Origin of the sequence: Pseudomonas sp. GD03903 (assembly GCF_029840045.1) — a bacterium.
GTDB classification, from domain to species: domain Bacteria; phylum Pseudomonadota; class Gammaproteobacteria; order Pseudomonadales; family Pseudomonadaceae; genus Pseudomonas; species Pseudomonas pseudonitroreducens.
Genome location: NZ_JAOCBT010000002.1, coordinates 197,214 through 217,886, shown reverse-complemented (window position 1 = coordinate 217,886; position 20,673 = coordinate 197,214). Strand labels below are relative to the sequence as shown.

General features: G+C 66.7%; 23 protein-coding genes. 7 read left to right on the top strand and 16 right to left on the bottom strand.

The genetic code is table 11. The features are described 5' to 3' along the window. Window positions 1–75: 75 nt before the first annotated feature. The 3 genes from arsC to N5C91_RS03575 are packed head-to-tail and all read left to right on the top strand — an operon-like array spanning window position 76 to window position 1,472. Window positions 76–429, top strand: coding sequence for an arsenate reductase (glutaredoxin) (arsC, locus tag N5C91_RS03585; RefSeq protein WP_279828012.1), 354 nt, complete (start codon window positions 76–78; stop codon window positions 427–429). Further along, window positions 426–1,022: an NAD(P)H:quinone oxidoreductase gene (gene wrbA / locus N5C91_RS03580; RefSeq protein ID WP_236171629.1), complete on the top strand. Its 597-nt coding sequence runs from the start codon at window positions 426–428 to the stop codon at window positions 1,020–1,022. The genes arsC and wrbA overlap by 4 nt, the downstream gene beginning before the upstream one ends. Beyond that, window positions 1,023–1,472, top strand: coding sequence for a DUF2069 domain-containing protein (locus N5C91_RS03575; protein WP_279828009.1), 450 nt, complete (start codon window positions 1,023–1,025; stop codon window positions 1,470–1,472). It abuts the gene before it with no gap. A gap of 27 nt (window positions 1,473–1,499) precedes the next feature. On the opposite strand, the gene hda is transcribed toward N5C91_RS03575, so the two are convergent. Next, window positions 1,500–2,204 (bottom strand): DnaA regulatory inactivator Hda, encoded by a 705-nt coding sequence (hda, locus tag N5C91_RS03570; protein ID WP_024764559.1) that lies wholly within the window; start codon window positions 2,202–2,204, stop codon window positions 1,500–1,502. Window positions 2,205–2,349: 145 nt separating this feature from the next. Then, entirely contained in the window at window positions 2,350–3,390 is a 1,041-nt protein-coding gene (locus tag N5C91_RS03565; RefSeq protein ID WP_279828005.1) for a DUF2066 domain-containing protein, read from the bottom strand. A 211-nt stretch (window positions 3,391–3,601) separates the two neighbouring features. Here N5C91_RS03565 and purM point away from each other — a divergent pair, with 211 nt between their 5' ends. Genes purM through N5C91_RS03550 form a run of 3 tightly spaced genes read left to right on the top strand, consistent with a single transcriptional unit; the run spans window position 3,602 to window position 6,040 of the window. Further along, entirely contained in the window at window positions 3,602–4,663 is a 1,062-nt protein-coding gene (gene purM / locus N5C91_RS03560; RefSeq protein WP_236171633.1) for a phosphoribosylformylglycinamidine cyclo-ligase, read from the top strand. Continuing rightward, complete coding sequence (purN, locus tag N5C91_RS03555) at window positions 4,663–5,313, top strand: phosphoribosylglycinamide formyltransferase (RefSeq protein ID WP_236171634.1); 651 nt, start codon at window positions 4,663–4,665, stop codon at window positions 5,311–5,313. Before purM ends, purN begins: the two co-directional genes overlap by 1 nt. Window positions 5,314–5,323: 10 nt before the next feature. Further along, window positions 5,324–6,040 (top strand): DUF3108 domain-containing protein, encoded by a 717-nt coding sequence (locus N5C91_RS03550; RefSeq protein WP_236171636.1) that lies wholly within the window; start codon window positions 5,324–5,326, stop codon window positions 6,038–6,040. 161 nt (window positions 6,041–6,201) lie between these two features. On the opposite strand, the gene N5C91_RS03545 is transcribed toward N5C91_RS03550, so the two are convergent. The 5 genes from N5C91_RS03545 to N5C91_RS03525 all read right to left on the bottom strand — a co-directional run bounded on the left by N5C91_RS03545 (window position 6,202) and on the right by N5C91_RS03525 (window position 9,823). Next, window positions 6,202–7,131, bottom strand: a complete 930-nt coding sequence (locus tag N5C91_RS03545; protein ID WP_279828002.1) for a DUF2167 domain-containing protein — start codon at window positions 7,129–7,131, stop codon at window positions 6,202–6,204. A gap of 273 nt (window positions 7,132–7,404) precedes the next feature. After that, the gene (locus N5C91_RS03540; RefSeq protein ID WP_045210376.1) at window positions 7,405–7,956 is read right to left on the bottom strand and encodes a glutathione peroxidase; all 552 of its coding nucleotides are present in this window, start codon (window positions 7,954–7,956) and stop codon (window positions 7,405–7,407) included. Window positions 7,957–8,004: 48 nt separating this feature from the next. Further along, complete coding sequence (locus tag N5C91_RS03535) at window positions 8,005–8,127, bottom strand: hypothetical protein (protein WP_275094689.1); 123 nt, start codon at window positions 8,125–8,127, stop codon at window positions 8,005–8,007. Continuing rightward, window positions 8,124–9,317: an MFS transporter gene (locus N5C91_RS03530; protein ID WP_236171984.1), complete on the bottom strand. Its 1,194-nt coding sequence runs from the start codon at window positions 9,315–9,317 to the stop codon at window positions 8,124–8,126. Before N5C91_RS03530 ends, N5C91_RS03535 begins: the two co-directional genes overlap by 4 nt. Before the next feature lie 89 nt (window positions 9,318–9,406). Beyond that, entirely contained in the window at window positions 9,407–9,823 is a 417-nt protein-coding gene (locus N5C91_RS03525) for a MarR family winged helix-turn-helix transcriptional regulator (protein ID WP_279827998.1), read from the bottom strand. Between the two features lie 174 nt (window positions 9,824–9,997). Here N5C91_RS03525 and N5C91_RS03520 point away from each other — a divergent pair, with 174 nt between their 5' ends. Continuing rightward, window positions 9,998–11,818, top strand: coding sequence for an acyl-CoA dehydrogenase C-terminal domain-containing protein (locus tag N5C91_RS03520; protein WP_279827996.1), 1,821 nt, complete (start codon window positions 9,998–10,000; stop codon window positions 11,816–11,818). Window positions 11,819–11,992: 174 nt separating this feature from the next. Here N5C91_RS03520 and N5C91_RS03515 read toward each other — a convergent pair whose 3' ends face one another. The 9 genes from N5C91_RS03515 to N5C91_RS03475 all read right to left on the bottom strand — a co-directional run bounded on the left by N5C91_RS03515 (window position 11,993) and on the right by N5C91_RS03475 (window position 20,517). Next, window positions 11,993–12,811 carry an adenosylcobinamide-GDP ribazoletransferase gene (locus N5C91_RS03515; RefSeq protein WP_275094687.1) on the bottom strand — a complete coding sequence of 273 codons (819 nt, stop codon included), beginning with the start codon at window positions 12,809–12,811 and terminating at the stop codon, window positions 11,993–11,995. Between the two features lie 11 nt (window positions 12,812–12,822). Further along, complete coding sequence (gene cobC, locus N5C91_RS03510; RefSeq protein WP_279827994.1) at window positions 12,823–13,410, bottom strand: alpha-ribazole phosphatase family protein; 588 nt, start codon at window positions 13,408–13,410, stop codon at window positions 12,823–12,825. Beyond that, window positions 13,407–14,462: a nicotinate-nucleotide--dimethylbenzimidazole phosphoribosyltransferase gene (gene cobT / locus N5C91_RS03505; protein WP_279827993.1), complete on the bottom strand. Its 1,056-nt coding sequence runs from the start codon at window positions 14,460–14,462 to the stop codon at window positions 13,407–13,409. Before cobT ends, cobC begins: the two co-directional genes overlap by 4 nt. Next, the gene (gene cobU / locus N5C91_RS03500) at window positions 14,459–14,980 is read right to left on the bottom strand and encodes a bifunctional adenosylcobinamide kinase/adenosylcobinamide-phosphate guanylyltransferase (protein ID WP_236201502.1); all 522 of its coding nucleotides are present in this window, start codon (window positions 14,978–14,980) and stop codon (window positions 14,459–14,461) included. The genes cobT and cobU overlap by 4 nt, the downstream gene beginning before the upstream one ends. Window positions 14,981–15,184: 204 nt before the next feature. Then, window positions 15,185–16,624 (bottom strand): cobyric acid synthase, encoded by a 1,440-nt coding sequence (locus N5C91_RS03495; protein ID WP_279828221.1) that lies wholly within the window; start codon window positions 16,622–16,624, stop codon window positions 15,185–15,187. Window positions 16,625–16,647: 23 nt separating this feature from the next. Further along, complete coding sequence (cobD, locus tag N5C91_RS03490; RefSeq protein ID WP_236171647.1) at window positions 16,648–17,649, bottom strand: threonine-phosphate decarboxylase CobD; 1,002 nt, start codon at window positions 17,647–17,649, stop codon at window positions 16,648–16,650. Then, window positions 17,649–18,578: an adenosylcobinamide-phosphate synthase CbiB gene (gene cbiB / locus N5C91_RS03485; protein WP_279827989.1), complete on the bottom strand. Its 930-nt coding sequence runs from the start codon at window positions 18,576–18,578 to the stop codon at window positions 17,649–17,651. Before cbiB ends, cobD begins: the two co-directional genes overlap by 1 nt. Beyond that, window positions 18,575–19,225 (bottom strand): 5,6-dimethylbenzimidazole synthase, encoded by a 651-nt coding sequence (gene bluB / locus N5C91_RS03480; RefSeq protein WP_279827987.1) that lies wholly within the window; start codon window positions 19,223–19,225, stop codon window positions 18,575–18,577. The genes cbiB and bluB overlap by 4 nt, the downstream gene beginning before the upstream one ends. After that, complete coding sequence (locus tag N5C91_RS03475) at window positions 19,222–20,517, bottom strand: cobyrinate a,c-diamide synthase (protein ID WP_279827985.1); 1,296 nt, start codon at window positions 20,515–20,517, stop codon at window positions 19,222–19,224. Before N5C91_RS03475 ends, bluB begins: the two co-directional genes overlap by 4 nt. Window positions 20,518–20,673 lie beyond the last annotated feature (156 nt).

Below are 20,673 nucleotides of genomic sequence, written 5' to 3'. Positions count from 1 at the left end.
ACGACAGCGGTTCAGTCCAGTCCGAGGAGGCGGTTAGAATAGCCGCCACTTCATCGGCCTTGCGAGTCCCGGCACATGAGCCAGATTTCACTGTTTCACAATCCGCGCTGCTCCAAATCCCGTGGCGCCCTCGAACTGCTCGAAGAACGCGGCATCCAGCCAGACATCGTACGCTACCTGGAAACTCCGGCCAGCGCTGCCGAACTCAAGGCACTTCTCGGCAAGCTGGGCATCGGTGCGCGCCAGCTGCTGCGCACCGGCGAGGACGAGTACAAGGAGCTGGAGCTCGCCAACCCGGCGCTCAGCGACGAGCAACTGATCCAGGCCATGGCCAGCCACCCCAAGCTGATCGAGCGGCCGATCCTCATCGTCGGCGACAAGGCGGTGATCGGCCGTCCGCCGGAAAAGGTGCTGGAGATCCTGCCTTGAGCGCGCCATACGTCCTAGTTCTGTATTACAGCCGCCACGGCGCCACCGCCGAAATGGCGCGGCAGATTGCCCGCGGCGTCGAGGCGGGCGGCCTGGAAGCACGCGTGCGAACGGTGCCGGCGATCTCCACCGAGTGCGAAGCCGTCGCCCCGGACATCCCGGCCGAAGGTGCGCTCTACGCCACCCTGGATGACCTGAAGGACTGTTCCGGCCTGATCCTCGGCAGCCCGACCCGCTTCGGCAACATGGCTGCGCCGCTCAAGTACTTCCTCGATGGCACCAGCAGCCTGTGGCTGACCGGTGGCCTGGTCGGCAAGCCTGCAGCCGTCTTCACCTCCACCGCCAGCCTGCACGGCGGCCAGGAGACTACCCAGCTGTCGATGATGTTGCCGCTGTTGCACCACGGCATGCTCATCTCCGGTATCCCCTACAGCGAGCCCGCCCTGCTGGAGACCCGCGGCGGCGGCACACCCTATGGCGCCAGCCACTTCGCCACTGCCGATGGCAAGCGCAGCCTGGACGAACACGAGATCACCCTGTGCCGCGCGCTGGGCAAGCGCCTGGCCGAAGTCGCCCGCAAACTGGAGAGTTGAATGGCCCGCAAGAACAAACCGCTGCCGTCCATGGAATGGCTCAGACCCCGGCTGGCCGCCAGCCGCGCGGTAGCCCTCGGCAGCTTCATCGGGCTGATCCTGCTCATCGTCGTCTGGGACCTGCTGTTCGCTGATGCCCACGGCGGCGCACGCTGGGTACCCTGGGTATTCCTGGGCTTCAAGCTGCTGCCGCTGCTGGTGGTGGCGCCGGGCATCCTGATCGGCAGCGCACGTGGGCATGCCTGGGCGTGCTACGTGATCAACCTGTACTTCATCCTCGGCGTGCTCAACGCCTTCGATCCCAACCACGCCATCTTCGGCTGGGCGGAGATCATCCTCAGCGTGTCGCTGTTCTGTTCGGCGCTGATGTACACGCGCTGGCGCTTCCAGTACGACCGCAAGCTGGCCGGCGAAGGCCAGGAACCGCAGCAGGAAGCGACAAGCGCCTGACGATGGAATCAGGGGAACCTGGGCGGCTTACCAGCCCATGGTTTCCTTGAGGAAGGGAATGGTCAGCTTGCGCTGCGCCTGCAGCGAGGCCTTGTCCAGCTCATCCAGCAGGTCGAAGAGGAACTGCATGCTGCGCGCGCCGCGGGTGAGGATGAAGCGCCCGACTTCGTCGGTCAGATGCAGGCCACGGCGCGAGGCGCGCAGCTGAAGAGCGCGCAGCTTCTCATCGTCAGTCAGCGGGTGCAGCTGGAAGATCAGCGAGAGGGTCAGGCGGGATTTCAGGTCCGGCAGCTTCACCCCCAGCTCGCGCGGCGACACCGAGGCCGACAGCAGCAGCTTGCGGCCGGAATCGCGCAGGCGGTTGAACAGGTGGAACAGTGCCTCTTCCCATTCGCGCTTGCCGGCCAGGGCGTCGAGATCGTCCAGGCAGACCAGCTCGCGCTGTTCGAGGTTGTCGAAGATTTCCGGACCGTAGGCCACCAGGTCGGCCATCGGCAGGTAGACGGACGGCTCACCCAGTTGCTCGGAGCGAATGCAGGCGGCCTGCAGCAGGTGGCTGCGACCCACGCCTTCGGCGCCCCAGAGATAGATCAGGCTTTCCGTCCACCCCGCCTCGGGCTCGCACAGACGCTCGACATAGCCGAGCGCCGCGGCGTTGGCACCGGGGTAGTAGTTGGCGAACGTTGCGTCATCGCGCAGACGTACGCTGAGTGGGAGCTGCATAGGAGTCATGCCGGGCCGGGCGTTTCTTCAATCGCTTGGGGTGGGCCTTGGTGACTGAAAGTTTATCCAAATCAGAAGGATAACGCAGCTACCACGTGCGACTCAGAGCCACCCAGGCCGGGAAGCGGGACCTGGCCCGCACCCGGAACGTCAATCACCAGTGGAAACGCAGGGCGTTCTGCTGCGGCACGGCCGGGTTCGGCACCGGCTGGCCGTTGGCGTCCACCGCCGCTTGCGCCGGTTCGGCCGGGGCTTCCTGCAGGCGCGCCAGCGCCAGTTGCGCACGCAGTTGTTCGGGGCTGGCGGTCACGCGATAGACGAGATTGCTGCCCTGGACCTCCACCAGCTTGGCGCCCATCGGCTCCAGCAGGCGCGAGACTTCGGCGTAACGGGCCAGGTCGGCGCCCTCGATCTGCAGCACCTGGGCCGAAGCCGAGCCCGCCGAACCGACGAAACGCTGCGACAGGCGCTGGGACACGCCGAGCATCACCGCATCGGCCAGCGCGTCCGGGGTATCGCCCTGGGCCTGGCCCTGTTCACGGCTGTCACCCATCCACACGCGCCAAGTGGCGGTCCACTTGCCATCGGCTTCCTTGGCGTCCACCGCCAGCAGGGCATCGGCGCCATAGCGCTCGGAGGCGGCTTTCAGCGCGTCGGGCTGGGCGGCGTTGAGGTTTTCCGCGGTACCGACCTGCTGTTCGCTGAGGTCCGCCATCGGCAGACGCAGCGGCAGGCCACGGCGCTGGGCAGCACGGTTCAGCGGCGCGGAGGCTTCCTGGCTATCACCCACCAGGCCACTGCCGTTGGCGCTTTCGTTCAGCCACCAGGCCAGCACGCTCGGACGGCTGGCGCCCCAGACCGGCAGGCCGGCCTGGCGCAGGGCGTTGTCGGTGGCGGTCGGGTCGAAGTCCACGACCAGCGCCATGGGCGGGCCGTTCTCGAAGCCGTACTGGCTGATCAGTTGCTGCGGATCCTTGAAGTAGCCGGCCAGGGCGGGATTCTGCGCAGCGCCGGCATTGCCGGTCAGGCGCAGCACCAGGGTCTGCAGGGCGCGGGTCAGGCCGGCATTGCGTTCGTCCGGCTGCTGGGATGCGACCGGTTCGTGCACCTGGTACAGGTTGCCCAGCGTTTCAGCAAAAGACGGCAGGCTGAACAGCGACAGGCAGAGGATCAACAGGCGGGCGGTCAGGCGCATGGCGGGCTCTCGCGGAAAAATCAGAAAAACCGGCTGCTACGAGTCGGCAAGGAAGACCTATACCTTAAACAGCCGTCCGGCCAGCAGCAACAGCGCGAGATGGCCGCTGCCGGGCAAGCCTGATAAAATCCCGCGCCTCCCGCGCAGGCCGGGAAGCGCGAACGGCGCACCCGGCGGCAAGACGAATCATCCCTTCTATAGGCCTGGATTTATGAGCAACAAGCAACCCTCGTTGAGCTACAAGGACGCCGGTGTGGACATCGACGCCGGCGAAGCCCTGGTCGAACGCATCAAAGGCGTCGCCAAGCGCACCGCACGTCCTGAAGTGATGGGCGGCCTGGGTGGTTTTGGCGCTCTGTGCGAAATCCCGGCCGGCTACAAGCAGCCCGTACTGGTCTCCGGTACCGACGGTGTCGGCACCAAGCTGCGCCTGGCGCTGAACCTGAACAAGCACGACAGCATCGGCCAGGACCTGGTCGCCATGTGCGTGAACGACCTGGTCGTGTGCGGCGCCGAGCCGCTGTTCTTCCTCGATTACTACGCTACCGGCAAGCTCAACGTCGACGTGGCCGCCACCGTGGTCACCGGCATCGGCGCCGGTTGCGAACTGGCCGGCTGCTCCCTGGTCGGTGGTGAAACCGCCGAGATGCCGGGCATGTACGAAGGCGAAGACTACGACCTGGCCGGCTTCTGCGTCGGCGTGGTGGAAAAGTCCGAGATCATCGACGGCTCGAAAGTGGTCGCCGGCGACGCCCTGATCGCCCTGCCCTCCTCCGGCCCGCACTCCAATGGCTACTCGCTGATCCGCAAGATTATCGAGGTCTCCGGCGCCGACATCGAGTCCACCCAGCTGAACGGCAAGCCCCTGGCCGACCTGCTGATGGCCCCGACCCGCATCTACGTGAAGCCGCTGCTGCAGCTGATCAAGCAGACCGGCGCGGTGAAGGCCATGGCCCACATCACCGGTGGCGGCCTGCTGGACAACATTCCGCGCGTACTGCCGGACAACGCCCAGGCGGTGGTCGACGTGGCCAGTTGGCAACGCCCGGCGGTCTTCGACTGGCTGCAGGAAAAAGGCAACGTCGACGAGACCGAGATGCACCGCGTACTCAACTGCGGCGTCGGCATGGTCATCTGCGTCGCCCAGGATCAGGTCGAGGCTTCCCTCAAAGCCCTGCGTGACGCCGGCGAGCAGCCGTGGGTCATCGGCCGCATCGACGCTTGCGCCGCCGACGCCGAGCGCGTGGTCCTGAACAACCTGAAAGGCCACTGATGTCCAAATCTTGCAATGTCGTGGTGCTGATTTCCGGCTCCGGCAGCAACCTGCAAGCCCTGATCGACAGTCTCGCCGGCGCTGACACGCCGGTGGTGATCCGCGCGGTGCTGTCCAACCGCGCGGACGCCTACGGCCTGGAGCGTGCGCGCCAGGCCGGCATCGAGACGCGCTTCCTCGACCACAAGTCCTACGCCGATCGCGAAAGCTTCGATGCCGCGCTGATCCAGGCCATCGACGGCTTCGACGCTGATCTGGTCCTGCTTGCCGGCTTCATGCGCATCCTCAGCGCGGACTTCGTGCGTCACTACCAGGGTCGCCTGCTGAACATCCATCCGTCCCTGCTGCCCAAGTACAAGGGCCTGCATACCCACCAGCGTGCGCTGGAGGCCGGCGACGCCGAGCACGGTTGCAGCGTGCACTTCGTCACCGAGGAACTTGATGGCGGTCCTCTGGTCGTACAGGCGGCAATCCCGGTAGAGTCTGACGACACGCCGGAAACGCTGGCGCAGCGCGTTCACGTGCAGGAACATGTGATCTATCCGCTGGCCATGCGCTGGTTCGCCGAAGGCCGAGTAAGGCTGAGCGAACATGGCGCCACGCTGGATGGCGAGCTTCTGCCCGCTTCCGGCTATTCGTACCGAACCTAGGAGATTCGCGATGCGTAGAGCTCTGTTATTCCTGATGGCCGTGCTGACCCTGCCGGCCCAGGCTTATGAGCTGGAACCGTTCGACGCCAGCTACACCGCCGACTGGAAACAGATGCCCATCAGCGGTACCGCCTCCCGCAGCCTCAAGCAAGGCGACGGTGGCCGCTGGGAGCTGAATTTCAAGGCCTCCATGCTGCTTGCCAGCCTGACCGAGAACAGCACGTTCAAGGTCGAGAACGACACCTACCTGCCGCTGACCTACCGCTGGGCCCGCGAAGGCCTGGGCAAGAACAAGCAGACCGAGCTCGATTTCGACTGGGCCGAGAAGCAGGTGCTGGGCAGCGACCGTGGCGACCAGGTGCGCCAGCCGCTGAACAAGGGCCAACTGGACAAGTCCACCTACCAGCTCGCGCTGCAGCATGACGTGGCCGTTGGCAAGAAGGCCATGAGCTACCAGGTGATCGAGGGTACCGACGTCGATACCTACGACTTCCGCGTGCTCGGCGAGGAGAAGGTGCGCACCCAGGCCGGCCTGATCACCGCGATCAAGGTGGAGCGCGTGCGCGACCCCACCAAGAGCAACCGCAAGACCATCCTCTGGTTCGCCAAGGATTGGGATTTCCTCCTCGTGCGCCTGTACCAGCAGGAGTCCGACGGCAAGGAATACCAGATCATGCTCAAGGAAGGCAGCGTGAACGGCAAGACCGTACAGGGCGAGAAAGGCTGATCCTTCCGCACCAAGAAAAAGCCGGGCATCTGCCCGGCTTTTTCTTGTCCGCTTGCGCTGTTGCCATGACCCTGTAGGAGCGAGCTTGCTCGCGAACCGCATGGCACCGATGCGGCCGATAAATCCGTTCGCGAGCAAGCTCGCTCCTACAGAACAGCCAATCAGCCTTCGTTCGACGGCTTGCGCTTGAAGCGACGGGCGATCCAGCCGATGGCCAGGGCCGGGACGATCCAGAGCTTCTTCAGCAGCACCAGCAGGGTCGCGAACAGACCGACCTTGGCGGCAACCTTGCCGGCGATCAGCGCGCCCAGGCCGTAGGCCGCGACCTTGTCGACGCTGGGGTTGAAGTCGACGTAGCGATTGCCCGGGTTGAACTCGGTCATCGCCAGCACCTTGCCGACGTTCTTCTCTATCTCCGGCAACTGCTCCATGCCCGCAACGAAGTTCAGCACCAGCACGCCTTTGCGCCCCAGCGCGCGGATGTTGTAGTTCAGCGTGTGCTCCTTGGCGTCACCGAACTGCAGTTCCTTGGCCCAGTAGAGCTTCTTCTCGGCGGCGTCATAGCGCGGCGGCGCGGCCCAGCCGATCAGCTGGATGGCCTCGAAGCCCTGCTGCTCGCGCTGCGGGTTGGCCTGCTTGAGGTCGTCCTGCATGTCCTTGAGCATCTCGGCGTAATCGATCTTCGCCGCATCCTCGTCGGACACATAGCCGCCCTCTTCGTATTGCACGGTTACCGCCCAGGACTCGGCAGCGAAGGGCGAGACGCCAGTCGGCATCAGCATGCCCAGCGGCGGATCGGAGGGCGGATTGCCCCAGGCTTCGAGAACGCGCTCAGCATCGGCGCTACCGAGGAAGACGAAGTTATCCGGCAGGTCGAAGGTGGCGAGGTTGTCGCCGACCACCACCTTGCCCTTCTGGAAATGCAGGCTGGCGACGAAAGTCTCGGGCGACATCTCCTCGTCGGACTCGGCGGCGGGAACTGCGGCAGCCGCGGGGGCTTCGCTCTGGTTGGAAGTGGCGGGAGCTGCGAACGCCGGGGCAGCGACGGCCTGGGCGAGCAAGGCAACGAGGAAGAGGGCTTTGCCATCCATAGGGGTGAATCTCCTGAATCGAATCCGTGACATTGGCGGCCCACTGGCGTGGCGCCGGGCGCGAATTGTCGCACTGACCCAGTCGGTCTGTAACAGGAAATTTCTGCAACCTTCGAGCGCACGCACAAAAAAGCCGGGCATCAGCCCGGCTTCGATCCGCACGCAAGCGAGGTTTCTGCAGGAGCGAGCTTGCTCGCGAACAAATCAGCCGGCAGCGCCGGTGCCAAGCGGTTCGCGAGCAAGCTCGCACCTACGAAGAGCTGCTTCGCACGCTCACGGCTGGCTGGCGATGGCCTTTTCGATTGCCGCTTGCAGCTCCGGATCATCCGGCTTGGTCAGGCTGGAAAACTCCGCCACAACCTTGCCCTGGCGGTCCACCACGTACTTGAAGAAGTTCCAGCGCGGCACCTGGTCGGCCTGCTGGGCGAGGTCCTTGAACAACGGGATCGCCTCGTCGCCGCTGACGTGCTGCACCGACGTCATGTTGAAGGTCACGCCGTAGTTGCCGTAGCAGATCTTCGCGGTTTCGGCGGCATCGGCATCTTCCTGCTTGAAGTCGTCGGAAGGTACGCCGAGCACTTCCAGCCCCTGCCCTTTGTACTTCTGGTAGACGGCTTCGAGCCCCTTGAATTGCGGGGTGAAACCGCAATGGCTGGCGGTATTCACAATCACCAGCGGCTTGCCGGCGTACAGCTCGCACAGGTCGAGCACATCCTTGGAGCGCAACTTGGGCAGCTCGCCCTGGGTCTTGAGCAGCGCCGGGCAATCGGCAGCCTGGGCCGCCAGCGGCAAGAGAAGAGAGAGAGCGAGCAGGGAAAGACGCATGGCAGTGATCCTCGAGTTATCCCGTCACGCTACCCCGCACGCCGGGCATCAGCAACTGCCCATGCCCAACTGCATCAGCGCCAGCCCACCACGCTGCCAGCCCCACCAGGCAAGGCCGGCCACTACCAGGCCGAGGCCCAGCAGCAGGGTGATCAGCACCGGACGCTTCACGCCGCCCCCAGCGCAGGGCGCTCGACCGGGTGCTCGCGCACCGGCCAGTTGAGCAGGCCGGCCAGCAGGCTGAGGAGGATGGAAATCTGCCAGACCAGATCGTAGTTGCCGGTGTGGTCATACACATAGCCACCCAGCCAGCCGCCGAGGAAGGCGCCGATCTGGTGGAACAGGAAGGTGATGCCACCGAGCATCGACAGGTTGCGCACGCCGAACAGCGTGGCAACCGTGCCGTTGGTGAGCGGCACGGTGGAGAGCCACAGCAGGCCCATGGCGATGCCGAAGGCGTAGGCTGTCCAGACGCTAAGTGGCGCCCAGATGAAGGCGACGATCACCACCGCGCGCAGCAGGTACAGGCCGGTGAGCAGCTTGGGCTTGCTCATCCGCCCACCAAGCCAGCCGGCAAAGTAGGTACCGAACACGTTGAACAGGCCCACCAGCGCCAGCACCGTGGTGCCAACCGTGGCCGGCAGGTGGCGGTCCACCAGATAGGCCGGCAGGTGTACGCCGATGAACACTACCTGGAAGCCACAGACGAAGAAGCCCAGGGACAGCAGCCAGAAGCCGGAATGCCCGGCCGCCTCGCGCAGCGCCTCGCCAAGGGTCTGCTCATGGCCCTGCAGGGGCAGCGGCTTGTCCTTCATCAGCGCAGCCAGCGGCACGATCAGCGCGACCATCAGGCCGAGGGCGAGCAGCGCGGCGGACCAGCCGAGCCAGCTGATCAGCCCGAGCGTGCCGGGCAGCATGGCGAACTGACCGAACGAGCCCGCCGCCGCCGAAATGCCCATCGCCATGCTGCGCTGCTCCAGCGGCACCGCGCGACCGACCGCACCGAGAATCACCGAGAACGAGGTGCCCGACAGACCGATGCCGATCAGCAGGCCGGCACTCATGGACAGGCTGAACGCCGAATCGGCATAACCCATCAGCACCAGGCCGATCGCATAGAGGATGCCGCCCACGACCACTGTACGCATCGCGCCGAAACGGTCGGCAATGGCGCCGGTGAACGGCTGGGCAATGCCCCAGATCAGGTTCTGCAGGGCGATGGCGAAGGCGAAAGTCTCGCGCCCCCAGCCGAATTCGGCACTCATCGGTGCCAGGAACAGGCCGAAGCCGTGGCGAGTGCCCAGGGACAGGGCGAGAATCAGGGCGCCGGATAGCAGTATCCAGAACCCCGTACGCGACAGCTTCGACATCACTTGCTCCTGCACGGGTATATGCCCGCTTCTTATCTGTCTTCCAGAGGGAATAGTTCAACGTTGCACGCAGGCCTGCACTAGCTCTCCAGCGCGGCCAATTCATCCAGTAAGGCTTCCAGCTGGCGGCGCTTTTCATCGCCCAGGTGACAAGCCACGTCATGCTGGGCGGCGTCCCAGGCTTCGCCGCCGCGAACGATGCGCTCCAGCCCCTCGGGAGTCAGCGCCACGATACGGTTGCGCAGGTCCTCACCCTCTTCCAGCTTCACCAGGCCGTCGGCTTCCAGCGGCTTGAGATTGCGCCCCAGCGTACTGCGGTCCAGCCCCATGGCCTCGGCCAGCTCGGAAATGCTCGGCTGCTCCAGCCGCGACAGATGCCGCAACAGGGAAAACTGCGCAGTCGTCAGCCCGACGCCTTTCAAGGCATCGTCGTAGACGCGGGTCACGGCACGGGCCGAGCGGCGCAGTTTGGTACAGAGGCATTGGGTGGTCAGCATGGGATACGTGTATATACCCGCATTCCATCGAACGCAATGGCCGATGCGGCCGATTGTCCCATCTGCCAGCACTCCGCGTTGGCGCAGCCAAGGGCACCACGCCGCCCCAACCGTATAACTGCGGGCATCCAGCCCCGCGCTTTCGACGGGGCGCATCACGCTCCGAGGTCCCCGATGCCCGTCTACAAAGCTCCGCTGCGCGACACCCGCTTCCTGCTCAACGAAGTCTTCGATTTCCCCCGCCACTACCAGAACCTGGTCAACGGCGGCGAAGCCACGCCGGACATGGTCGATGCGATCCTCGGCGAGTGCGCCAGGCTCTGCGAAGAGGTGATCGCCCCGCTCTACCACAGCGGTGACGAAGAAGGCTGCCACCTGGAGAACGGCGAGGTACGCACGCCCAAGGGCTTCAAGGAAGCCTACGACGCCTACGTGGCCGGCGGCTGGCAGGGCCTGTCGCACCCGGTGGAATATGGCGGCCAGGGCCTGCCGATGAGCCTGGGAGCACTCAAGCAGGAGATGATGGGCACCGCCAACTGGCCCTTCTCCATGTACCCGGGTCTGTCGCTGGGCGCGATGAACACCGTGATGCAGCACGGTACCGAGGAGCAGAAACACACCTACCTCACCCCGCTTACCGAAGGCCGCTGGGGCGGCACCATGTGCCTCACCGAGCCGCAGTGCGGCACCGACCTCGGCCAGGTGAAGACCCGCGCGGAAACCAACGCCGACGGCAGCTACGCCATCACCGGCACCAAGATCTTCATCTCCTCGGGCGAGCACGATCTCACCGAGAACATCGTGCACATCGTCCTCGCCCGCCTGCCGGATGCGCCCAAGGGCACGCGCGGCATATCGCTGTTCATCGTGCCGAAGTTTCTGCCGGGCGACGGGGGCAGCCTCGGCCCGCGCAACGGCGTGACCTGCGGCGCGCTGGAAAAGAAGATGGGCATCAAGGCCTCGGCCACCTGCGTGATGAACTTCGACGGCGCCACCGGCTACCTGATCGGCGAGCCGAACAAGGGCCTGGAATGCATGTTCACCTTCATGAACAGCGCGCGCATCGGCACCGCCATCCAGGGCGTCGCCACCGCCGAACTGGCCTACCAGGGCGCACTGGCCTATGCCCGCGAGCGTCGCTCCATGCGTGCCCTCTCCGGCACCAAGGAGCCGGGCGAGATTGCCGACACGCTGATGCACCACGGCGATGTGCGCCGCATGCTGCTGACCCAGAAGGCCGTCGCCGAAGGCGGCCGCGCGCTGATCTACCTGGCCACCCAGTACGCCGACAAGATGATCCAGGGCCTGCTGACCAACGACAACGCCGAGTACGACCGCTGGGACGACAAGCTCGGCTTCCTCACTCCGATCCTCAAGGGCTGCCTGACTGAACTGGGCCTGGAGAGCGCCAACCTCGGCATGCAGGTGTTCGGCGGCCACGGCTACATCAAGGAACACGGCATGGAGCAGATCGTCCGCGATGCGCGGATCGCCACCCTGTACGAGGGCACCACCGGCATCCAGGCGCTGGACCTGCTCGGCCGCAAGGTGTTGTTGATGACCCAGGGCAAGGCCGTGCGCGACTTCACCGCACAGGTGGCGAAGTTCGCCGTCGACCTGCTCAAGCAGGAACCGGCCATGCGCGGCCGCGCCCTGACGCTGCTCAAGCTCTGCGCTCAGTGGAACATCCTCACAATGCGCATCGCCCTCACCGCCCGCAAACAGCGCGACCTGGTGAGCACCGCCAGCCACGATTACCTGATGTTCTCCGGCTACGCCGCGCTGGCGTATTCCTGGGCACTGCAGGAAGCCGCCGCGCGCAAGCGCCTGCGCCAGGGCGGCAGCGAGTCGAGCGACTTCTACAAGGCCAAGATCGCCACCAGTGACTTCTACTTCGCCCGCCTGCTGCCACGCGCCAAGGGCCACGCGTCAGCGATGGCCAAGCCGGTACGGTCGATCATGGGGTTGAAGACGGAGCATTTCGCGTTCGATTGATTGCAGGAGCGCGCCTGCCTTTCTGCTGCGGGAGAGGTCCAGCCTGTGCGTAAACGTAGGATGGGTGGAGCCTAAGCGATACCCATGCTGTGGCGACAATGCGTGATGGGTATCGCTGCGCTCCACGCCATCCTACAAAAGCGTCCAGGCCATATCTGCGGCTCCGCAGTGAAATCAGAGCGCCAACGCCACCAGCACCGCGCACTCGATCATCTCCAGCATCGCCCCGGCGGTATCCCCGGTGGTGCCACCGAGGCGGGCGATGAAGCGGCTGCGCAGCCAGACGAACAGCACCAGGGCAACCACCAGCGCCAGCAGGCCGGTCAGGCCCGCCAGCAGCATCAGCGCCGCGTTGGCCGCGAGCATCCAGGGCATCGCGCCACGCGGCAGGTGATCGGCCAGCGCCTGGCCCAACCCGCCCTTGCGCGCGTAGTCCGTGGTGAAGAACAGCAGCGGCAAGGCACAACGCCCCAACCAGGGGGCCAGCAGCAAGCCCCAATGCTGCTGATTACCGAGAATGGCGGTGATCGCCGCAAACTTCAGCAGCAGCAACAGCACTAGGGCGACCACCGCGGCCGGGCCGCAGCGCGGGTCCTTCATGATCGCCAGCGTGCGTTCGCGATCGCCCAGCCCGCCGATCCAGGCGTCCGCGGTATCAGCCAGACCATCGAGGTGCAGCGCACCGGTGAACGCCACCCAGACCAGCAGCACCAGCGCCGCCTGCAACAGCAGGTGCACGCCGCTGAGCAATTCACCCATGGCGAACAGCACCGCACCGATCAGCAGGCCCACCAGCGGGTAATACAGCGTGGCGCGGCCGAACTGCTGCGGCGTCGGCATGTGCCCCAGGCGTACCGGCAAGCGCGTCAGGAACTGCAACGCCACCAGCGGCAGGCACCAGTCACTGAGCTGGGCGGCGCGCGAGTCTTCACCACGCTCTTCAGCCGGCGGCTCGGGGTTTTCCTGGTCGCGTTCCGGGTGCAGGTTGCTCATCAGGGCTCGACTTATGGTTGCGCTTTCAGGATGTGCCAGCCGTCGCCCTCGCGGGTCACGTCCAGCAGAATGCATTCGCCGTGGGCCACCACCACTTCCAGCAGACGCTTGGCCGGAAGGCCCTGGGCCAGGGCGCCGAACAGGCGCATCACACCGCCATGGGTGACGACCAATACGGAGGAGCCGGCATAGGCCTGGTAGAGCCGCTCCAGCGCCGCAAAGACGCGGGATTCGAAATCGCCCATGGCCTCGCCACCAGGTGGAGGGAAAGCGTAGGGATCGTCCCAGAAGCGCCCGAGCGCCTGAGCATCGGTCTCCATCAGCTTAGCTGGCGAAATGCCTTCCCACTCACCGAAGTCCAGCTCCTGCAAGCCCGCCTCGAAGCCCAGCGGCAGGCCGTGACGCGCCGACAGTTCCTCGGCAAACGCCGCGCAACGCTGCAACGGCGAACTGACCAGCGCCGACCAGCGACACTCCTCGCCCACCGCCGCGCGCATCTGCGCCCAACCGGCTTCGGTCAGCGCGTCGTCCAGTCGTCCGCGAAAGCCACCGCCGCGCTCGGTCTCGCCATGGCGCAACAGTTCCAGGCGCAGCGTCATGCCGGGCGATCCGATACCGCCGCCTCGGCGAAGGTCGCCATCTCGCTGTGCAGCCGGCAGGCCTGGCGCAGCAGTGGCACCGCCAGCGCCGCGCCACTGCCCTCGCCCAGGCGCAGGCCGAGATCGAGCAACGGCTGCGCGTCGAGTGCCGCGAGCACACGGTTGTGCCCCGGCTCCGCGCCAGCGTGGGCGAACAGCAGCCAGTCACGGCAACCGGGATTGAGGTGCGTGGCACAAAGCGCAGCGGTGCTGCAGATGAAGCCGTCCACCAGCGCCGGGATACCTTTCTGCGCACAGGCCAGGTAGGCACCTACCAGTGCGGCGATCTCGAAGCCGCCGAGGCGGCAAAGCGCCTCGAAGGGCTCGTCGCAATGCATGCGATGCAGCGCCAGCGCGCGGTCGATCACCTCGACCTTGCGCGCCACGCCCTGCGCATCCAGCCCGGTGCCGGGGCCAACCAGCGTCCGCGCCGGCTCGTCCAGCAAGGCGCAGGCGAGCGCCGCCGCCGAACTGGTGTTGCCGATGCCCATCTCGCCGCCGATGAACAACTCCGTGCCAGCCTGCTGCGCGCGGCGCACGGACTCGCGGCCAGCCTCCAGGGCGATCAGGCATTGCGCGGCGGTCATCGCCGGCTCCCTGGTGAAGTTCGCCGTACCGGCGCCGACCATCACATGCAGCACGCCCGGCAGCGGCTCCAGCGGCGTCGCCGTGCCGAGGTCGATCACCTCCAGGCGCGCATCGAGGTCGCGGGCCAGCACGCTGATCGCTGCGCCGCCGCGTACGAAGTTGCGCAGCATCTCGACGGTCACTGCCTGCGGATAGGCCGACACCCCCTCGGCGACCACACCGTGGTCACCGGCGAACAGGGCGATCCAGATGTGTTCCAGGCCTGGCCGCTCGCGCCCCTGCAGGCCGGCCAGGCGGATGGTTTCCTCCTCCAGCCGGCCCAGCGCGCCGCGCGGCTTGGTCAACTGGTCCTGGCGTGCGGCGGCCTTGTCCTGCGCCACGCGGTCGATCGGTTGGGTGCCTTGCAGCCACCATTGCAGACTCATAACGCTTCTCCCTTCAACACCATGGGCAGGCCGGCGACGGTGAACACCACGCGCTCGCTGACCTCGGCCAGGGACTGGTGCAGCCAGCCAGCCTCGTCGACATAACGGCGGCTGAGTTCGCCCATCGGCACCACGCCCAGCCCGGTTTCGTTGCTGACCAGGATGATCCGCCCCGGCAGTTGCGGCAGCGTTTCCAGCAGCGCATCGATCTCGCCGCGCAGGCGCCAGCCGTCTTCGTGGATCAGCAGGTTGGTGACCCACAGGGTCAGGCAGTCCACCAGCACGCAGTGGCCGGGGGCGGCCAGGCGCTCCAGTGCGTCGGCCAGGGCCAGCGGTTCTTCCACCAGGCCCCAGTGTTCCGGGCGGCGTTCGCGGTGCTGGAGGATGCGCGCGGACATCTCGCCGTCGCCGGCCTGTGCCGTGGCGACGTAGGTGACCGGCAGGCCGCTTTCCAGCGCCAGACGCTCGGCCAGGCGGCTCTTGCCCGAACGGGCGCCACCGAGGATCAGTTCAAGCATGGTTTCTCCGCAATGACGACGTCCCCGTAGGATGGGTGGAGCTTGCGATACCCATCGCATCGCAACGCGGGATTGATGGGTATCGCTGCGCTCCACCCATCCTACGCAGACGCCAGTGCCCCGTAGGGCGCATAACGCCTCCGGCGTTATCCGCCGAAATCGCAGCGAGGCGAGAAGGCGGATAACCGCGAACGGTTATGCGCCCTACAGTCCGCACAGCGCTCTCAATTTTTCGGTATCCAGATGCGCCTCGACCTGGTCGGCCAGGCGCTCGATGTCGCGTTCGCGCAGGGCGTGGTAATCGATGTGCTGCACCTCGCGCAGCCCCGCCCAGCGCAGCAGTGCGGCGCTGGCAGCGGAGGACTCGAACAGCCCGTGCAGATAGGTGCCCATCACCTGGCCATCGTCGCTCAACGCACCATCAGCACGACCATCACTCAGGTGCACGGCGGGGTTGGCCAGCGCAGGGCCTTCGGTGACGCCGGCATGAATCTCGTAGCCGCTCACCGGCGCGTCCTCCAGTGCCAGCCGGCCGCTGACGTTGCGCAGTTGCTTCTCCGGCTCCAGCACAGTGCGCAGGTCCAGCAGGCCGAGCCCTTCGCTCTCCCCCGCCGCACCTTCCAGCCCATGCGGATCGGCCAGCGTATGACCGAGCATCTGCAAGCCGCCGCAGATGCCCAGCAGCTTGCCGCCATAGCGCAGATGGCGCTGGATCGCCGCGTCCCAGCCCTGCTCACGGAGGAAGGCCAGGTCCGGCCGCACGCTCTTGGAGCCGGGCAGGATGATCAGGTCCGCCGGCGGAATCGGCTGCCCGGGGCCGACGAAGGTCAGCTCCACCTGCGGGTGCAGGCGCAGCGGGTCGAAGTCGGTATGGTTGCTGATGCGCGGCAGCACCGGCACCACCACGCGCAGACGCTCGCCGGTCTTGGCGGCCTGGCGGGTGTCGATGGCGTCCTCGGCTTCCAGATGGAAATCCATCAGGTACGGCAGCACGCCGAGCACCGGTATGCCGGTGCGTTCCTCCAGCCAGTCGAGACCGTTTTGCAGCAGTGCGATGTCGCCGCGGAATCGGTTGATGACAAAGCCCTTCACCCGCGCCCGCTCGGACTCGGAGAGCAGCTCCAGGGTGCCGACCAGGTGGGCGAACACTCCACCGCGGTCGATATCGGCAATCAGGATCACCGGGCAGTCCACTGCCTCGGCGAAGCCCATGTTGGCAATGTCGTTGGCGCGCAGGTTGATCTCCGCCGGCGAGCCCGCACCTTCCACCATCACTACCGGGTACTGCGCGCTCAGGCGCTGGTGGGATTCGAGCACCGCCTGCAGCGCCACGCGCTTGTAGTCGTGATAGGCCACGGCGTTCATGCTGGTGACCGCGCGGCCATGGATGATCACCTGGGCGCCAGTGTCGCTGTTGGGCTTGAGCAGCACCGGGTTCATGTCGGTGTGCGGCGCCAGTTGGCAGGCCTGGGCCTGTACCGCCTGGGCGCGGCCGATCTCGCCGCCGTCGGCGGTCACCGCGCTGTTGAGCGCCATGTTCTGCGGCTTGAACGGCACCACCGGCACCCCCTGGCGACGCAGCCAGCGGCACAGCGCCGTCACCAGCGTGCTCTTGCCGGCATCCGAAGTAGTGCCCTGCACCATCAGCGTCGCGCTTTTCAGGGCACTCACCGCAGACTCTCCATCTGGTTGAAGGTACGCAGGCCGTGCTCCAGGCGCTCCCAGCCGTTCTCGTCCGGCGGCAGGCCGAAGCGCAGGCTGCCTGGGGTTTCGAACAGGCGCACGAGAATGCCCTGGCGCGCCAGGTGGTCGCGCAGCGCATGGGCGCGCATCGACACCACCCACTGGAACAGCCCCGTGCCGCCCTGCGGGGCGAACCCGTGCTCGCCGAGCAGCCCGGCCAGGCGCCGGCTGGCGTCATGCAGGTCACGGCGGCGCTGGATCTGTTCCTGGAACTCGCCGAGCACCGCCTGCGCCACCCAGCGCGTGGGGCCGTTCACCGCCCAGGGGCCGAGCAGTTTCGCCAGGCTTTCCAGTAGGCGCGGTTCGGCGAAGGCAAAGCCCAGGCGTGCACCAGCCAGGCCGAAAAACTTGCCGAAGGAGCGCAGCACGATCAGCCCCGGACGACTGGCACAGCTGGGCGCCAGGCTGTGCTCGGGGGTGCAGTCCATGAAGGCTTCGTCCACCACCAGCCAACCGCCGCGCTCCTGCAGGCGCGCGTGCCATTCCAGCAGCACGCCGGCCTCGATGCGCTTGCCCGTGGGGTTGTTCGGGTTGACCACCACCAGCACGTCGAAACGCTCCAGGTGATGGGGCACTTCCTGGTCGCTGACTTCCCGCAGGATGTGCCCGGCGGCACGCCAGGATTCGGCGTGCTCGGCGTAACAGGGCGAGACCACGCCGACCTTGCCAGGCCGGCGCAAACGCGGCAGCAACTGGATCGCCGCCTGGCTGCCGGGTAATGGCAGCAGCTTCTCGGCACCGTAGTAGCGCCGTGCGGCGGCTTCCAGGCCATCGCTGTCTTCGGGCAGGCGCATCCAGGCGGCCGCCGGCACGCTGGGCAGCGCCCAGGGCCAGGGCGAAATACCGGTGGACAGGTCCAGCCACTCGGAGAGCGGAATTCCGTACTGCTGCGCCGCTTTGCGCAACCGTCCGCCATGTTCGAGCATCAGAGCACTCCCAGAATCAGGATGATCAGCAACCACAACAACACGCCCTGACGCACCAGGGCCAGCGCGCGCCAGACGTCCACGGCGGTCGGCGCCGGGCCGTCGCCCAGTTGCGGGCGCTCGTGGAGCTCACCGTGGTAACGGGCACAGCCGCCGAGCGAAACGCCCAGCGCTCCCGCACCGGCAGCCATCACCGGGCCGGCGTTGGGACTGTCCCATTTTGGCGCCTGAGTGCACCAGCAACGCAGGGCCAGCCGGGTATGGCCAAGCAACGCGTAGGTAAAGGCCACCAGCCGCGCCGGAATGTAGTTGAGCACATCGTCAATCTTCGCCGCCGCCCAGCCAAAGCGCTCGAAGCGTGCGTTGCGATAGCCCCACATGGCGTCGAGGGTATTGCTCAGGCGGTAGAGCACCACGCCGGGCGCCCCCGCCACGGCGAACCAGAACAGCGCCGCAAAAACCGCATCGCTGCCATTCTCCAGCACTGATTCGGTGGCGGCCCGGGCCACCGCAGTTTCGTCCAGCTCGGTTGTTTCGCGGCTGACCACGTAACCCACGCGCAGCCGCGCCTCATTCAGGTCACCACTGCGCAGCGCCAGCACCACCGGATCGGCGTGCTCGCCCAGGCTGCGCAGACCCAGTGCGGCGTACAGCGCCAGCACCTGGACGATCCAGCCGACGTAGGGCAGCAGGCTGAGCAGCAGTGCGATGAGGGTCAGCGGGATGACCGCGATGACCCAGGCGGTGACGCCGTGGCTGCGCCAGCCGAGGCCGGGGGTGTCCGTGCCGGCATCGGTGCGGGAACGGTTGAAACGTCGCTCCAGGCGATCCGCCAGGCGCCCGAAGGCCACCAGCGGATGCCCGCGTTTCGGCTCGCCCAGCAGGGCGTCCAGCGCCACGCCAAGGACGCTCAGCAGCGCCAGGCTCATGGCTGCTCTCCCCAGTGATTCTCGAACAGCAGTTCGCTGAGCGCGCGCGGCTGGCGCCAGCCTTCCAGGGCCAGCATCGGCGCCGGGTAGAACTCGCTGACCGGGCCCAGGCAGATCACCGCCACGGCCTCGGCCCCCACCGGCAGCCCGAGCAGGTCGCCCAGCGCGACAGGGTCGAACAGCGACACCCAGCCCATGCCCAGGCCTTCGGCGCGCGAGGCCAGCCAGAGGTTCTGGATGGCACAGGACAGCGAAGCGAGGTCCATGTTCGGCAGCGTGCGGCGACCAAAGACGTGCGCCTCGCGGCCATCCATCAGGGCCGCCACCAGCACCTCGGCGCAATCGAGCACGCCCTCGACCTTCAGCTTCATGAATTCATCGGAGCGCTCACCCAGGGCTTCGGCGGTTCGAATGCGCTCCTCTTCGATCAGGCAATGGATCGACTGGCGCAGCTCCCGCGAGGTGACGCGAATGAACCGCCATGGCTGCATCAAGCCGACGCTGGGCGCCTGGTGCGCCGCTTCGAGCAGGCGCGCGAGCAACTCGGGCGCCACCTCGCCGCCACTGAAGTGGCGCATGTCGCGGCGTTCGGCGATGGCGCGGTAAAGCGCGGCGCGTTCCTCGGGGCTATAGGCGTGCTCGGTCATGGTCTCAGCAGGGCTGCTGCCGCATCCGGATCGGACGGCAGGTAGAAATGGATATAGGACGCGGTAAGACGACCACGGCGGAACACCGCCTCGGCCACCGGTTTGTCGTTCGGGCATACGCCAAGGGCCAGGGGCACTTCCGCGCTGTCGAGCAACGAGTGATGGAAGGTGTGCCCGCGCAGGGTGCCTTCGGGCAGCGTCACCGCCTGCAATGCCAGGGCGGCGAGACGCTTCTGCAGGCGCGCCTCACCCGGCAGCAGGCCCAGCAGCTCGGCGCGTTCGCCGGCGACGTCGGTCAGGGCATCGAGCAGATAGAGCATGCCGCCGCACTCGGCGAGGATCGGCTTGCCCATCTCGTGGTGGGCGTGAATCGCCTGGGCCATGCCGCGGTTCTCCGCCAGGGCGCGCAGGTGCAGCTCCGGGTAGCCGCCGGGCAGATAGAGGCTGTCCACTTCCGGCAACCTTTCGTCGCGCAGCGGCGAGAAGAACACCAGCTCGGCGCCCAGCTCGCGCAGCAGGTCGAGGTTGGCTTGATAAAGGAAGGCGAAGGCATTGTCCCGCGCCACACCAATGCGCACGCCATCGAGACGGCAAGACTCGCGGCGCGGTTCGGGCACGGCAAAGCTCACCGGCGCCGGCAACTCGGTGCTGGCACTGGCCGCCAGGGCATCGGCGGCGGCGTCCAGGCGGGCATCGAGGTCGGCCAGCTCATCGGCCTGCACCAGGCCGAGGTGACGACTGGGCAACTCCACTTCGGTATCGCGCGGCAGCGCGCCATACCAGCGAATCCACTCGGGCAGGCTATCGCGCACCAGGTCGCGGTGGCGCTGGCTGCCGATGCGGTTGGCGAGCACGCCGGAGAACGGCAGGTCGCGCTGGTAGGTGGCCATGCCGACGGCCATCGCGCCGAAGGTCTGGGCCATGGACTGGCCATTGATCACCGCCATCACCGGCACGTTGAAGCGCCGCGCCAGGTCGGCGGCGGATGGCGAACCGTCGAACAGGCCCATCACCCCTTCGATAAGAATCAGGTCGGCCTCGCCTGCGGCTTCCCAGAGCAGGCGACGGCTTTCCTCCTCGCCGACCATCCACAGGTCCAGCTGATAGACCGGCGCGCCACTGGCGCGGGCAAGGATCATCGGATCGAGGAAATCCGGCCCGCACTTGAACACCCGCACCTTGCGCCCGAGGCGCGTGTGCAGACGCGCCAGGGCGGCGGTCACGGTGGTCTTGCCCTGGCCGGAGGCGGGGGCGGCGATCAGCAAGGCGGGGCATTGGCGCGCATCGAGCATCAGGCGCGCTCCGTCGTAGCAGAAAAGGCGAAGAGCCCCCTCACCCCAACCCTCTCCCGCAGGGAGAGGGGGCGGTTGGGTGCCACATACAGCCGCAGTTTCCGTCGTGCGACAGCTACACCACCATCAAAAAACCCTGCTAGAGCGCAAACCGGC

What these genes read in the sequence shown, in the direction of transcription:
- purM (WP_236171633.1), top strand. Translation starts at nt 3,602, where the DNA reads ATGAGCAACAAGCAACCCTCGTTGAGCTACAAGGACGCCGGTGTGGAC.
- cobC (WP_279827994.1), bottom strand. Translation starts at nt 13,410, where the DNA reads ATGACGCTGCGCCTGGAACTGTTGCGCCATGGCGAGACCGAGCGCGGC.
- cobT (WP_279827993.1), bottom strand. Translation starts at nt 14,462, where the DNA reads ATGAGTCTGCAATGGTGGCTGCAAGGCACCCAACCGATCGACCGCGTG.
- cobD (WP_236171647.1), bottom strand. Translation starts at nt 17,649, where the DNA reads ATGCTCGAACATGGCGGACGGTTGCGCAAAGCGGCGCAGCAGTACGGA.
- N5C91_RS03520 (WP_279827996.1), top strand. Translation starts at nt 9,998, where the DNA reads ATGCCCGTCTACAAAGCTCCGCTGCGCGACACCCGCTTCCTGCTCAAC.
- N5C91_RS03565 (WP_279828005.1), bottom strand. Translation starts at nt 3,390, where the DNA reads ATGCGCCTGACCGCCCGCCTGTTGATCCTCTGCCTGTCGCTGTTCAGC.
- cbiB (WP_279827989.1), bottom strand. Translation starts at nt 18,578, where the DNA reads ATGAGCCTGGCGCTGCTGAGCGTCCTTGGCGTGGCGCTGGACGCCCTG.
- N5C91_RS03475 (WP_279827985.1), bottom strand. Translation starts at nt 20,517, where the DNA reads ATGCTCGATGCGCGCCAATGCCCCGCCTTGCTGATCGCCGCCCCCGCC.
- N5C91_RS03575 (WP_279828009.1), top strand. Translation starts at nt 1,023, where the DNA reads ATGGCCCGCAAGAACAAACCGCTGCCGTCCATGGAATGGCTCAGACCC.
- N5C91_RS03550 (WP_236171636.1), top strand. Translation starts at nt 5,324, where the DNA reads ATGCGTAGAGCTCTGTTATTCCTGATGGCCGTGCTGACCCTGCCGGCC.
- N5C91_RS03540 (WP_045210376.1), bottom strand. Translation starts at nt 7,956, where the DNA reads ATGCGTCTTTCCCTGCTCGCTCTCTCTCTTCTCTTGCCGCTGGCGGCC.
- cobU (WP_236201502.1), bottom strand. Translation starts at nt 14,980, where the DNA reads ATGCTTGAACTGATCCTCGGTGGCGCCCGTTCGGGCAAGAGCCGCCTG.
- arsC (WP_279828012.1), top strand. Translation starts at nt 76, where the DNA reads ATGAGCCAGATTTCACTGTTTCACAATCCGCGCTGCTCCAAATCCCGT.
- purN (WP_236171634.1), top strand. Translation starts at nt 4,663, where the DNA reads ATGTCCAAATCTTGCAATGTCGTGGTGCTGATTTCCGGCTCCGGCAGC.
- bluB (WP_279827987.1), bottom strand. Translation starts at nt 19,225, where the DNA reads ATGACCGAGCACGCCTATAGCCCCGAGGAACGCGCCGCGCTTTACCGC.
- N5C91_RS03545 (WP_279828002.1), bottom strand. Translation starts at nt 7,131, where the DNA reads ATGGATGGCAAAGCCCTCTTCCTCGTTGCCTTGCTCGCCCAGGCCGTC.
- N5C91_RS03495 (WP_279828221.1), bottom strand. Translation starts at nt 16,624, where the DNA reads ATGGTGCAGGGCACTACTTCGGATGCCGGCAAGAGCACGCTGGTGACG.
- N5C91_RS03515 (WP_275094687.1), bottom strand. Translation starts at nt 12,811, where the DNA reads ATGAGCAACCTGCACCCGGAACGCGACCAGGAAAACCCCGAGCCGCCG.
- hda (WP_024764559.1), bottom strand. Translation starts at nt 2,204, where the DNA reads ATGACTCCTATGCAGCTCCCACTCAGCGTACGTCTGCGCGATGACGCA.
- N5C91_RS03525 (WP_279827998.1), bottom strand. Translation starts at nt 9,823, where the DNA reads ATGCTGACCACCCAATGCCTCTGTACCAAACTGCGCCGCTCGGCCCGT.